Source organism: Chitinophaga eiseniae (genome assembly GCF_900167135.1).
In the GTDB taxonomy this organism is placed as follows: Bacteria; Bacteroidota; Bacteroidia; order Chitinophagales; family Chitinophagaceae; genus Chitinophaga; species Chitinophaga eiseniae.
In genome coordinates, this window is sequence record NZ_FUWZ01000001.1 from 1,532,834 (window position 1) to 1,546,962 (window position 14,129).

Here is a 14,129-nt window from a genome sequence, read left to right on the forward strand (position 1 = left end):
TTAGACAGATTAAAATTTGAAGTTGTACGTGATACCCGGAATGATGGAGCCGATAATCGACAGGCGAACGGCTTCCCGTTTGTTCGGATCATCTTCATTCTGCTTGAAGTAAATACTGTAGGCGTTTCTGCGGGCATATACGTTGTACAGTGAAAACACCCATTCTCCTTTCCAGCGTTTCAGCTGTTTGCCCTTAAGGGTGAAGGAGAGGTCCAGCCGGTGGAATGCCGGCAGGCGGTAGTTGTTCCTTTTTTCTGTGCTGTTGTATGGGATGTCCCAGTCCTGGAACTGCAGCCTGTTGTCGGCATAGGTGCCGGGCGTACCGGAAGCATATACCCAGTTGGCAGACAGGGAAGTCCTTTTGGTAAAGGTATGTGTGAGCACAAGGTTAATGTTGTGCGTACGGTCGTAGCGGTTCAGGAACCATTCGTTGAGGCTGATACCTGGTGTTTTCCTTTCGGAACGGGACAGCGTATAGCTGATCCAGCCGGTGGTTCTGCCGATATCTTTTTTAGCATACAGCTCGAGACCGTAAGCGCGGGTCTGAGAGGGGAGCAGGTCTGCCTCGATCAGCTGGTTCAGCTGCAGGTTGGCATTGTCGATATAATCCAGTTGATGATCGGTGGTTTTGTAGAAAGCCTCTGCGGAAAACTCGTAGGAGTCGTTCGGAGAATTGTAAAAGTAACCGATGGTATACTGGTCAGACAGGCTGGGTTCGATGTTGTTGGTGCTGGGGGTCCAGATATCGAGCGGTGTGGGAGACGCTGTGTTGGACAGCTGGTGCATGAACTGTGTTGTCCGGCTGTAAGCTACTTTCACGGCGTTCTGGTCGTTGAACGCGTAACGCGCGCTGAGGCGTGGTTCAAAGTAGTAATATCCCTTGATCAGTTCATTGGCGCCGTATTCTTTGCTGCCAACGAGTGTTCTGCGGATGCCGGGCGTGGTATCGTTGAAATAGTAGGCGGTTCCTTTACCCAGCAGCTGGTAGGCTGACAGGCGGCCACCGTACTGGATACCGAATTTTTTGCTGGGTTTCCACTCGTGGTCGATGTATACGGCAGATTCCAGCGCATGTTTATCAGTCAGCTCTTTCACCCGCTCTTTCTCGCCTTCCGTGCCGATACCGGTACCAGGACGGAAAGTGTAGTAGATGCCCTGTACGCCGAAATGCAGAATGTTATTGGTGTTCAGGTAGTAGGTGAAAGATGGTTTCAGACCGTAGTTGATAATGTTGGACGTCCATTTATAGCCCTGCAGCTGTTCGTCCTGTTGTTTTTTGGAACCGTTGCTGAAATTGAGGCTGTAATCGTATTTGGAGTAGTAGGTGGTGAGGTTCATGAAAAGGCGGTTGGTAAACACATGGTTCCAGCGCAGGGTGGCGGTGGCGTTGCCCCAGTTCATGTCCACGTCTTTACCCAGCCCGAACTTGTCTCTGCCGAAGTAGCCGCTGAGGAAGAGGGTATTGTTTTTATCGAATTTGTAGTTGGCTTTGGCGGTCAGGTCATAGAAATTCAGTTTGGTATCCTTCATGTCGCCTTTTACAAAGGGTTTCATGAGGATATCGATATATGATCTTCTGGCTGCCACGATAAAAGAGGACCTGTCTTTTACCAGCGGGCCTTCAACAGACAGGCGGCTGAAGATGTTGCCGATACCGCCGTTGATATTAAAGTTCTGGTTATTGCCGTCTTTCATGCGGATATCCAATACAGAAGAGGTGCGGCCGCCATACTCGGCGGGAAAGCCGCCTTTGATGAGGTTCAGGCTTTTCACCGCATCCGGATTGAAGACGGAGAAGAAACCGAGCATGTGGCTGGAGTTGTATACCGGGGCTTCGTCGAGCAGGATGAGGTTTTCATCGCTGTTGCCGCCGCGTACATTGAAGCCGGACGAGCCTTCACCTACGGTCGTTACGCCGGGGAGGGTCTGGATAGAACGCAATACATCTACTTCTCCCATGAAAGCGGGCATTTTTTTCATCTGGGCGATGTCCAGGCGATTGATGCTGGTATTGAGCGTATTGACTGCCCTTTCCTGCTTCTGGCCGTTAACGGTGACTTCATTCAGTTGGCTGCTGCTACTTTCCAGGCGGATGTCCAGTGTTTTATTGCTATAGAGGCTGACAGTTGTTTTAACGGGCGCATATCCCATATATGAAAACTGCAGCTCATGCTCCCCGGCAGGGAGTGTAAGGGAAAAGAAACCGTATTGGTTGGTAACCGTACCCACAGCGGTACCGGGTTTACCGATGGAAATTCCCACCAAACTTTCCCCGTTCTGTTTGTCTTTTACATAACCGCTAACGGTATATCGTTGCTGTTGTGCGCGTGTCGGACCCATTGCCAGTGCTAAGACCAGCAAAGTCATCAACATGGTGACCAAAGTTTTCATAATAGGTAAATCTCGATTTTAAATGACGTTCCTGTTTTTGTGACGTTGCTAATAAGACGTGGTGGGGAATCTGTACCCCTATCGGGATTCAGATTATTTTTTTGATTAATAATAGGGGGCGAAGATAAAGCGGAAAAGTGAAAAAGAATATTGAGGCTGAAGCCAGGGGCTTGCTCCAATCTCAATATTCGCTACAGGACTGGTTCTGAGGGCAATAAATCAATCAAGGATGTCACAATGGAACCCGAGCCGGTTCACAAATTCGATAATCGTTCTTTCCGCCAGTTGCTGAGGGCTGATCACTCTTAAAACCTTGTCACAGTCTTCAATGTCCACGCTGCAGGCATTTACGCTAAAGCTGGAAGAAATGGCGTCAACTACGTTGTCTTTATCCTTAACAGTGTTAATATTTGTACGGAATATTCCAATCATGACGTTTAGATTTGAATTTTGCGGAATATATTTGTGCAAATTTGCTACTGTTTATCCGTATAGCTGTTACACGAAAAGGATAAAAACTTATACGAAACGGATTATTTTATGGCTGTAGTAATCAAAAATGGACTTAACGAAGTATTGCTGCAGGAAGGTTTTCCTTTTTCGCCGGAAGAGTTGAATGCTACCCGGAACATCGTAGAGGAGCGAAAAGAGCAGCGGCTCGACTTCGGTGCTTATAATATACAGGAGTGCCGGTTTGACGGTATTCACCTGATCATCTGCACGGCGGAAGTGTACGAAACCCTGACGGTGGCGTCGGACGATATCATGCCCCATGTTTCCATGCTGTTTATGGAACAGGGTGATGTACGCGCCCGCATATACGGACAACGGGCGCCGCACCGGTTTTCATCGCTCGAACACAATATCATGTACTCTCCCTACCGGGAGGAGACGGCTGAACTGAGAAAACAGGATGGCATCCAGGTGCTGGGGATGAGTTTTACCCCGGAACGTTTCCTGGAGCTGGCCGACAGCAACGGGCAGACACTTGGTAAAATGGCCGACCGCGTAGCCAATAACAAAAGCGTGGCGCTCGCAGAAAAAATAAATCCGCGTATCACGCCCCGTATGAAAACGATATTGGCGGAAATACGGCAGTGCCAGTTCAAAGGGGGACTGAAAAAGCTGTTCCTGCAATCAAAAGTGCTGGAATTGCTCGCACTGCAGTGCGACCAGGTGGAAAATGACTTCGGTCATGGGGCGGTGATCCATAATATCAGCACCCGTGAACTGGAACAGTTGCAACACGCCCGCTACCTGCTGTTGCAGAACCTGCAGGAACCACCAACGCTGGCGGAACTCTCCCGGCTCAGCGGCCTCAATGAATTCAAACTGAAGTCCGGTTTTAAGACCGTTTTCGATAATACTGTTTTCGGTTATTTCAATGACCATCGCCTGGGTATGGCGCGCGAACTGATACTGGCAGGCGGTAAAACCCTCGCGGAAATCGCCGATGATGCCGGCTACTCTTCACCACAGCATTTCAGCAGTGCGTTTAAGAAGAAGTATGGCGTAGCGCCTTCCAAACTGGAACTGTGATGGCCATGATGATCGCTGATTCCGCTGATTCACGAAGATTAGCTTTATAAATATAATATGACATAATATAATAATAAGAGGACAGCCCGCCGATATTCGGCGGGCTGTCCTCTTATTTGCATGGGTGTAAACTTAGTTGACTTAATGTAGCCAGCTATTTTCCGATCCGCTTTTATTACGACGGTTTATTCGTTTTGGTCTTCGTGAATCAGTAAAATCAGTGATCATCATGGCCAGCACAGTGCCGGTTTAGTAGGCGACGGTAAACCGTTGCCGGATATGCGCCGGTTTTTCCAGTTCGTCGATAAGGGCGATGGCGTAGTCGGCGGTGGAGATTTTACTTTCGTTGTTGGCGTCGAGGAGCAGCTGGTCGCCACCGAGGCGGAATTTGCCGGTACGTTCGCCGGGTGCGATCATGGCAGCGGGACTTAATACGGTCCACTGGAGATCTTTATCCTGTTTGATGACTTTATATGCTTCGCGGGTAGCACTGGCGCCTTCTTTCCATGCAGCCGGAAATTCGGGGGTGTCCAGCAGTTCTACGCCGGGTGCCACTTCCAGGCTGCCGGCGCCGCTCACGGCAATCAGCCGTTTAATACCGGCCTGTTTCAATCCACCGATGATGGCGCGGATCGCTTTTACATAGGTCGCAGTATCATGGGCGCTGTAAGCGCTGATGACAGCGTCGTTGCCCGCAACAAGGGACGCTACTTCCGCTTCGTTGGTCACGTCGCCTTTCTTTACGGTCAGATGATCGTTTTTAACCTGTATTTTTTCCGGGTTGCGAACAATGGCGGTTACTTCATGACCTCTGTTCAATGCTTCGTTTAAAAGGGCGCTGCCAATGAATCCTGATGCGCCGATGATAGCTACTTTCATGTTGAATGCGTTTTTGTAGTGATATAATTACAGCCAGTGTTGACCGATTGTTTAACTGTTTTATTTTTTGTTACAGTTTTGTAGGGCAAATGTACGGGACTTTTTACTGTAACAAAAATAATTACAGTAATTTTTTAAAAAATGGCGGACAATATGGACTCTGTAGATGGTAAGGTGCTGGTTATCAATTAATTATTTAATATCAGCCATCTATTTCGTCGTTATTGTCCGCCAGGAGGCTGGTGAACGTCCGCGGGGGCGTACATCAGCCGGGTAGTTATTTCAGTACGTATACCTGCCGGGTTTTAGCGGCAGGTGGCGTCATGGTTTTTTCTTTGACTACCGGTGGCACTTCTTCCCTGGTATGGAATTTTTCAGACAGGGTAGGCGCAATTACCAGTGAAACGATGGACATCAATTTGATAAGGATGTTCATAGAAGGGCCGGAGGTGTCTTTAAACGGATCACCAACGGTATCGCCTGTTACAGAGGCTTTATGTGGTTCTGATTTTTTGTAGAAGGTTTCGCCGTTGATTTCCACGCCTTTCTCGAAGGATTTTTTAGCATTGTCCCAGGCGCCGCCGGCGTTGTTCTGGAAGATACCCATCAGTACACCGCTGACGGTGGCACCGGCGAGGAAGCCGCCCAGTACTTCAGGACCGGCGATAAAGCCGATGAGCAGCGGGGAGATCAGGGCGATAGCACCTGGCAGGATCATTTCACGGATAGAAGCTTGTGTGGAGATAGCTACGCATTTATCGTATTCCGGTTTACCGGTGCCTTCCATGATACCGGGTATTTCACGGAACTGGCGGCGTACTTCTTCCACCATGGCCATGGCAGCGCGACCTACCGCGGCGATGGCCAGCGAGGAGAAGATGAACGGGATCATGCCACCTACAAAGAGACCTGCCAGTACATCGGCTTTATAGATATCGATGCCCTGGATGCCAGCTACTCCAACAAATGCTGCAAACAGCGCCAGGGCGGTGAGAGCAGCGGAAGCGATGGCAAATCCTTTACCGGTAGCAGCAGTCGTGTTACCAACGGCATCGAGGATATCGGTTTTTTCACGTACGTCTTTCGGCAGTTCGCTCATTTCTGCGATACCGCCGGCGTTGTCAGCGATAGGACCGAAAGCGTCGATCGCCAGCTGCATGGCGGTGGTGGCCATCATGCCAGCCGCAGCGATCGCAACGCCATACAGGCCGGCGAAAGCGTAGGAGCCGTAGATGCCCAGTGCCAGCACCAGGATGGGCAGTGCCGTGGATTCCATGCCTACAGACAGGCCGCCGATGATGTTGGTGGCAGCGCCGGTGGCTGACTGGCGGATGATGGAACGTACCGGACGTTTGCCCATGGCGGTATAATATTCTGTGATGATGCTCATCAGGGTGCCTACTACCAGGCCCACCACGATGGAACCAAATACCTGTGTTTTGGTGAACTCATGGCCACGCAGCACCATCGGACCTTCAGGCAGTATCCAGCTCACGAGGAACCAGGAAGCGATGGCGGTGAGGATAATAGAGCCCCAGTTGCCCATATTCAGCGCTTTCTGTACCACGCCGGTATTGAGGCCGGCGCTGTCGCTGATGCGTACGAAGAAAGTACCGATCATGGAAAAGATGATGCCGGTACCTGCAATCATCATCGGCAGCAGGATGGGGGCAAGGCCGCCAAACATATCCTGGGAGGTTGTTTCAGAGCCCAGTACCATGGTTGCCAGTACTGTGGCCACATAGGAACCGAAAAGGTCGGCGCCCATACCAGCTACGTCACCCACGTTGTCACCCACGTTGTCTGCTATGGTAGCGGGATTGCGCGGATCGTCTTCGGGGATGCCTGCTTCCACTTTACCTACCAGGTCGGCGCCTACGTCGGCCGCTTTGGTATAAATACCGCCGCCTACACGGGCGAAAAGGGCGATGCTCTCAGCACCCAGCGAGAAGCCGGTCAGCACTTCGATGGTCCGGATCATTTCAGCTGTATTGGCGGCCGCTCCGAAGTAGGACTTGAGAATAATGAAGAGGGAACCGAGTCCCAGTACAGCCAGACCGGCAACACCCATACCCATGACGGAGCCGCCGGTGAAGGAAACGCCCAGCGCTTTGGCAAGACTGGTACGGGCTGCCTGTGCTGTACGCACGTTGGCTTTGGTCGCTATTTTCATTCCGATGAACCCGGCGGTAGCAGAGAAAGCAGCGCCTATGATAAAGGCGAGGCCTATCGACCAGTGGGAAGTATGATGGGAAGCTCCCATGTAACCCAACAACAGCGCAGCTATGATGACAAAGTATATCAGTACTTTATACTCCGCTTTTAAAAATGCCATAGCGCCTTCCGCAATGTGCTGCGCTATTTCTTTCATCTTTTCATTACCCGCATCCTGGCGGGAAACCCAGGAACTGCGGACTGCAGTAAATAACAAGGCCAGTAATCCAAAACAGGGAACGAGGAAAACGATACTCATAGAAGCGTATTTAAATTGCTCGGTTGAAAAAATAGCGTATTGATTGAATAAATGTTATCCAATAAATATAGATAATAAAATTTTGAATTACGAATTCGGGGTAAGGAATTACCGCAGGCAGGTAAGAAATAACAGAGAAGGGCGTATGGTGGCTCCTCTTAAGGACAAAAAACACGCTGGTAGGTGCATTCGGTTGCAGGAAGGGCGCATGGCATTGGGCCTGGAAGCCGGAGCAGTAAAGCAGGTGGGAGCGGTTCGTTGGGGAATGAGCCGGCGCGAGGTATTGGTGTTGGCGCCTTAATAAAAACACTCCCTGAAGGCCGCTCCCAGGCAGGCAACAATATCCCCTGCGGTCATGGCTTCCTGTGATAGCTGCGCAGCTGCCAGGTCCCCGGCATAGCCATGCAGCCATGCGCCCAGCAGTACCGCCGCTTTGGGCGCATAGTCCTGCGCCAGCAGGCCGGTTAAAATACCGGTGAGCACATCGCCGCTACCGCCGGTAGCCATACCGGGATTGCCGGTGGCGTTAAAATATACGGCGCCGTCGGGACAGGCAATAGCGGTATAACGTCCTTTCAGCAGGATGTAGAGCTGCAGCCGTACCGCCTGTTTGGACAACAGTTCCAGCCGCTCAAAATCATTGGCAGAGGGACCGAAGAGCCGCTCAAATTCTTTGGGATGAGGCGTGAGGATAGAACCTGCGGGAACCTGGTATAACAGTGACGGATATACGGAAAGAAGATTCAGCGCGTCTGCATCGATCACCATCGGACGTTTATAGGTGCTCAGCAGTTTTTCGAAAGACCGGGCGGTAGCTGCCGCAGTGCCCAGTCCCGGCCCAATGCCGATAGTTTTGTAACGGGCGTCGGCCTGTTCATGAAAATGCGCGCTATGGTCCTGCACCTCATCGGTGACAGTCATCGCGGCGGGCTCGCTGATCTGCATAATATCATACCCGCAGCGGGGGACATGGCACGTCAGGAGGCCGGCGCCGGCGCGCAGACAGGCTTTGGCGCTCAGTACGGCGGCGCCCATTTTACCATGACTGCCGGCAATCAGCAGGGCATGGCCAAAGGTGCCCTTGTGCGCAAAAGGTGGCCGCGGCGTGTATATTGTATGCATCATCTCCTTATCGGCCAGATGATAGCGTGCAGGCGTGTGCGTTATATATTCCGGGGACAGCCCGATGGGAAGTATCTGTACATCGCCCACCAGCGAGGCGTTTTCCGGCAGGAGAAATGCCAGTTTATGAAACTCGAAGCTCAGGGTGTAATGGGCCTGTACGACGGGCGTATTGCGGCAACCGGCATCTGCCATCAGCCCGGAGGGCATATCAATGGCAACAATCGTATGACGCCCGTGCTGGTCATTGATCTTGTGGATGATACCCGCCAGCCAGCCTTCAATGGGTTTGTTCAGCCCGGTACCAAAAATAGCGTCCACGATCACGGCAGTCGCGGGCAACTCAGGAAAACCGGTAACATCGGCTATTTCGCGGATACGGCCGGCATATTGCTGCTGCAACCGGCGGTAGTAATATACATAGTCTTCACTGGCCCTGTTGCCGTATTCCAGCAGGCAGGCGGTCACCTGGTAACCTTCTTCCAGCAGCCGGTGTGCGATCACCAGCCCGTCGCCGCCGTTATTGCCTTTGCCACAGAAAATATAAAAGGGGTGGGAAGGGGCAAAGCGGTCCAAAAGCCAGTCAGCACACCTGCCCGCAGCCCGCGCCATCAGGTCGGTACTGCTCACGGGCTCCTGTGCGATGGTAAAAGCGTCCGCCTCCCGGATCTGTGCAGCGGTGAAGATTTTCATATCCTGCTGTTGAACAATAAAAGTAGCGCAAAAATAAGGAACATAAAAAAAACGGATCATGCTTGCCTCATGATCCGTTTACGGGTTATTAGCGTTTCCGCTATGTTAGAAGGTGAATCTTGCAGATACGCCTCCAATTTCTTCTCCGATGAAGTTGGTCGGGCCAACAAACTGAACGTAAGGTTTCAGGTCGGCGCTCAGGTTCAGCGGTATATTCTTGAAAGTCCATTCCACACCAATGATACCGTCCAGGCCCGGAGACACATAAGTACCTTTGCCTTTGTCGACATAACGGTCCCAGTCATAATCACGGCGGTCATAGAAACCTACGTGCGCACCACCACCGGCATACATGTTCAGTTCCGGTCTGCCGATGTTCCAGTGATATTCATACAGACCAGTGAAGGTAACGTTGGTCTTGTGTCCGTGATTGGTGGTTACCAGTCCTTCAATGGCGTGAGGGCCCTGGATGAAATGTTTGATGGTAAAACCCACAACCCATGGATTCAGGCGGATGCCCAGGGCGGTGTTGTAGTTTTCAACGCTGTTGCCGTAGCTTTTCTTTTTTTGCGCGTTAGCCTGTACTGCCAACAGGGCAAACAAGCTGAAAAATAACACGACTTTTTTCATAGATGTTGCTATTTATTGATACAAAAATGTATGCGACTATTAACGTTGGCTATTCGCTCTAAAGTATATGACGGGCGAATAAAAAATCGGCTTAGCCTTGCAATAACAGTGCCAATACATCATTTGCTTTTCTTGATCAGGGTAACGGGCTTTAATAAACGAAGAAAGACAAATCCGGCTATACCGGCTATCAGGGAGGCCGCGATCACGGAAATAATGGAGATGATCTGATGTTCCCGCTCCACGTAGGCCAGCGAGGAGATAAAAATAGACATGGTGAAACCGATGCCGGCAATCAATCCTACGCCAATCAGCTGCATCCAGCCTGATTTGGAAGGGAGGCTGGCCAGCTTCAGTTTTACAGCGGAAAACGACAATATAAAAATACCCAGCGGTTTACCCAGTACCAGCCCTGCAATAATGCCATAACTGATGTCATTATGTAATGCGCCGAGCACATCTGACGGCAGTTGTATCGCGGTATTGGCCAATGCAAAGATGGGCATGATGACAAAGTTCACCGGATCATGGAGGTCGTTCACCATGTCCGCTATTTTGTCCTGCGGTATACAGAAGGCCAGCAATACGCCGGCAATCGTGGCGTGTACGCCGGAGTTGAACAGGCAGTACCAGAGTACCAGGCCCGGAATGAAATATAATATCGGCCGCTTTATTTTCAGGAGATTAAAAAGGATGGGTACCAGCAGCACACCGCCGGCTATCAGCAGATAATTCATATCCAGGTGCGGCGTGTAGAAAATGGCGATGGTGAGAATGGCGCCAAGGTCGTCGATGATGGCGAGCGCCATCAGGAATATTTTCAGGCTTACCGGCACACGGTTGCCCAGCAGGGAGAGAATACCGAGAGAGAAGGCGATGTCTGTTGCCATCGGGATACCCCAGCCATGGGAGTATTCGGTGCCGCTGTTGAACAGGCTGAAGATGAGCGCCGGGAACAACATGCCGCCGATGGCGGCGAGTACCGGCAGGATGGATTTACGTAAGGAAGAGAGTTCGCCTACTGTGAGTTCTCTTTTTATTTCCATGCCTACGAGGAAAAAGAAGAGCACCATCATGCCGTCGTTTATCCATAACAGGTAGGAGTTGGGTAAATGGAGGGAGCGGTACTGATAGTGATGTCCGCCGGCCGGATCGAAAAGGGCATTCCAGAAGTCGATATAACCCGCCTGCCACGATGAATTCGCCAATATCATAGACACAAGGGTGCACAGGATCAGGATGATACCTACGGCACGGCTGTCTTTTAAGAAAGTGTAAATCGGGGAGAGGAGAGTCTTGAATGCGCTTTTGATCATATTATTTCATTATTTGATTATCGGGCCATTGAAGGGATTTGCGTTCCTCTTCAATGGCCAAATAACAAAAATAATCAAATAATTACTGCATTAGTTCATATTTCGTCTTGGGCTTGCGTTTAATGTCCCAGTGAAAATTCTCCAGCTGCAGTTGCTCTTTGGGCCTTTGGGTGAAGGGGTATACCGTGCCTTCAGGGTCTTTGATAAGCACGACTTTGTCCACTTCCCCTTTTTTGAAGAATATATTAATGATGGCGCATTGCGCTTTGTTGACGCTCATATACGCGCCAGCCTCATCTTTTACGTAGTTGATGGTTTCGGCATTTCCTTCCACGTGCATCCAGTCCAGTGATTCGCCGAGCACATAGCCGGTGATAGTGTTGCCTTTCACCTGGTTATACATATCGGGGCCGGCCTCGTTGATGATAAAAGCATTTTTGATCATCAGCACTTTGTCGGCCGCCTGGTTTTTGGTAAACATCAGCATGGTGTCTGCGCTGAGCTGACTGGTATTATTGGACCACATCACCGGATCGCGGAAGAAGCGGAAGATGGAGTCTTTGGTAGAATAATACACACTGTCGGCCACGCCCTGGAGGGAGTCGGAGAACATGCGTACGTGGTGATAGGCCAGGATATAGCGCTGGTCGGCGGTGTCTTTGCCCGGAGGGGCGGACAGTGCCATGCTGTCTGCATGGTGTTTGATGCCGGGCAGCGAGTCTCTCATGACGATGTTGGGCGGCTGCGCCATCTTCACCATTTTCACCCGGTTGGAGTCCAGTTTGTCCCTTGTTTTGGCCAGCACGCTGTCGGCCACGAACATCATAACGGCGCCGGGGACGCTGTCCAGTTGTTTTTTGGCGAGGGAATCGCCCTGGTTAATGAGGGTGATGGGTATATGTTCTTCAGGCGGTCTGACGGTCCTGACGGCACGCAGCGGCTCTTTCACGGGTTCTTTCCTAAGGCCTGCCACAGATGGGATAGAGAGGCTGTCGCCCGGCCGGATGATGCCTGTGAAGAGGGTATCTGCGGCGAGGTACATGGTGTCTTTGCCTTTTTCCATGATGAGCAGCGGCTTCTGGGTGGCCAGGAGGGTCTTTGCTATCTGGTTGACGGTGCCGTGGTTGGCCAGCAGGGACATTTTGCGGACGGTGTCTTTATATACCATGTTACCGGTGGCGTAGGCCATGCCGGTGAGCTTGTCCATTTCGATGTTATCGGCGGTGAGGGTGCCGGTGCTGTCTTCGATGGTGGGGCGGTTGCCGAAGTTGCCATAGCCTTTGTCGGTATCGTAATAACCGCTGGTGGCGTACATTATGCGTTTCCCTTCATTGATGGTGGTGGGCGCGATGATGTTGGCGATTTTTGTTTCGGTATTGTACAGCAGGGCGTCGGTGCTGAGGGTATAGTCGGGGTCTACCAGCACCACGTTACGCTGGAAGTGCATCTCTTTGGTTTCCGTGTAGTAGTATCCCTCATCGCTGGTGAGGACGCTTTTGCCGTTGACAAGGCGGCCGGTTTTTACATAGCTTCCTATTTTGGCGTTCATGTCGTATTGCAGTTCCGGTCCGGTGATGGTCACTTTGCCGTCGGTGAGGCGGGCATTTTCCCGGAGGATGGCGATGCGGGTATTACCGTCGTAGTTGAGGTAATTGCCGTAGATATGGACGCTGTCAGCCTGATTGATATGTACGTTACCGTAGGCGTCCACGATATTGGTTTTATTGTTTTTAACGGCGCTGTCGCAGAAGAACAGGGTGGTGCCCTGTTTGAACCGGGCATGGCCGATAAACCGGGTGACATTGATCGTGTCTTTCTCGATGAGCTGCAGGGTGTCTGCTCCCAGGATTTCGATCACGGTCCCTTTTTTAGGCTCCTGTTGCGCCGGGAGCTGGGCATGGGCGGGCAAAATGGCCGCCAGGCACATCACTGCCAGTAAAAGGACTGATCTGATATATTGATTCATGTAGTACTGTTATTGTACCGCTGCAGTATCGGAAGGCAGTGGTTTCGTTTTATCTTTTTTGCCGAACAAAGAGAAATGCACATAACGTTTCGGGTTGACGCGGAGGTCTTCCAGCAGTTTATTCAGGTTGCCGAGAGAGTACTGCAGGTTGTTATACACCTTTTTATCGTTCAGCAGCAGGCCGGCAGTACCGTCGGTGGTATTGAGTTTGGCCATGGTGGTGTTGAGGCTGGTGGCAGTTTGCTGCAGTTGTTGTAATGTTTTGTCGATGTTGCCGTTGGCCAGTGCGCCGGTGGCTTTTTGGGCGTTGTCGAGGATACCGCTGATTTTTTCATTGTTGGCCTTCAGGTTGCCGCTGACGGAGGCGAGGTTATTGACCGTGGCCTGTATGTTTCCTTTCTGCGGGTCCAGCATGGCGCTGAGGGAGGCGGAGGTATGGGAGAAATTGCGCATGGTGGTGTTCAGGTTGCGCATGGTTTCCTGGAGGTTGCCTTTGGCGGTGGTGTCGAGGATAGCGCTAACTGCCAGCAGTACGGTGTCGATATTGGACAGGGTGCCTTCAAGTTTTTTCACCAGCGGGGTGATTTGTTCTTTGATGGCGTCTGTCATGGTGCCGTCTACTGCGGCGTAGATGGTGTCGCCGTCGGCCAGGTATTCCGTGGCGTTGCCGAGGTCCATCTGAACTGTTTTGGTGCCCAGCAGGTCGCTGCTGATGCGGGCGACGGAGTTGCGGGGGATGTCTACTTTTTTCTTGAGGGTAAGGGTCACCAGTATTCTGGATGGATCGTGGTCCATAACATTCAGCTCCGATACGTTTCCTACCACCAGTCCATTTACCTGTACGGCGTTGGAGGGCTGCAGTCCATTCACCTGTTTATAGACAGCATAAATGGTTTTTGTTTTTGAAAACAGGCTCTTTCCCTTCAATAAATTAAAGCCCAGTACGAGTAAGGTGATACCCAGCACGGTAAGTATGCCTACCTTGGTTTCATTAGATAATTTGAGCATGAGATTCGTATACGTTCACCGCAAAAATAATCAAAAAGCATGCACGGGGCGTAGGTAGCAGAAAATGTTGACAATAAAAAAGAGAAGTGGGGGAATGGGGGGATCGGGGAGG

General features: G+C 51.2%; 10 protein-coding genes. 1 reads left to right on the top strand and 9 read right to left on the bottom strand.

All coding sequences use genetic code 11. The features are described 5' to 3' along the window. Positions 1-9: 9 nt before the first annotated feature. Both B5D63_RS06510 and B5D63_RS06515 read right to left on the bottom strand, forming a co-directional pair. Positions 10-2,391, bottom strand: a complete 2,382-nt coding sequence (locus B5D63_RS06510; protein WP_078667911.1) for a TonB-dependent receptor — start codon at positions 2,389-2,391, stop codon at positions 10-12. Positions 2,392-2,610: 219 nt separating this feature from the next. Beyond that, a complete protein-coding gene (locus tag B5D63_RS06515) occupies positions 2,611-2,823 on the bottom strand; it encodes a hypothetical protein (protein ID WP_078667912.1) in 213 nt (70 codons plus the stop codon). 108 nt (positions 2,824-2,931) lie between these two features. Here B5D63_RS06515 and B5D63_RS06520 point away from each other — a divergent pair, with 108 nt between their 5' ends. Beyond that, positions 2,932-3,930 (top strand): helix-turn-helix transcriptional regulator, encoded by a 999-nt coding sequence (locus B5D63_RS06520; protein ID WP_078667913.1) that lies wholly within the window; start codon positions 2,932-2,934, stop codon positions 3,928-3,930. Positions 3,931-4,179: 249 nt separating this feature from the next. On the opposite strand, the gene B5D63_RS06525 is transcribed toward B5D63_RS06520, so the two are convergent. From B5D63_RS06525 to B5D63_RS06560, 7 genes are all read right to left on the bottom strand, one after another. Further along, positions 4,180-4,809, bottom strand: a complete 630-nt coding sequence (locus tag B5D63_RS06525; RefSeq protein ID WP_078667914.1) for an NAD(P)-dependent oxidoreductase — start codon at positions 4,807-4,809, stop codon at positions 4,180-4,182. Positions 4,810-5,086: 277 nt separating this feature from the next. Then, positions 5,087-7,282, bottom strand: coding sequence for a sodium-translocating pyrophosphatase (locus tag B5D63_RS06530; protein ID WP_078667915.1), 2,196 nt, complete (start codon positions 7,280-7,282; stop codon positions 5,087-5,089). A gap of 297 nt (positions 7,283-7,579) precedes the next feature. Further along, positions 7,580-9,097 (bottom strand): NAD(P)H-hydrate dehydratase, encoded by a 1,518-nt coding sequence (locus B5D63_RS06540; protein WP_078668564.1) that lies wholly within the window; start codon positions 9,095-9,097, stop codon positions 7,580-7,582. 105 nt (positions 9,098-9,202) lie between these two features. Continuing rightward, complete coding sequence (locus B5D63_RS06545) at positions 9,203-9,727, bottom strand: hypothetical protein (protein WP_078667917.1); 525 nt, start codon at positions 9,725-9,727, stop codon at positions 9,203-9,205. Between the two features lie 119 nt (positions 9,728-9,846). Beyond that, complete coding sequence (nhaA, locus tag B5D63_RS06550; protein ID WP_078667918.1) at positions 9,847-11,043, bottom strand: Na+/H+ antiporter NhaA; 1,197 nt, start codon at positions 11,041-11,043, stop codon at positions 9,847-9,849. A gap of 82 nt (positions 11,044-11,125) precedes the next feature. After that, the gene (locus tag B5D63_RS06555; RefSeq protein WP_078667919.1) at positions 11,126-13,009 is read right to left on the bottom strand and encodes an OstA-like protein; all 1,884 of its coding nucleotides are present in this window, start codon (positions 13,007-13,009) and stop codon (positions 11,126-11,128) included. Between the two features lie 9 nt (positions 13,010-13,018). Then, positions 13,019-14,017, bottom strand: a complete 999-nt coding sequence (locus B5D63_RS06560; protein WP_078667920.1) for an MlaD family protein — start codon at positions 14,015-14,017, stop codon at positions 13,019-13,021. Between the last annotated feature and the right edge of the window lie 112 nt (positions 14,018-14,129).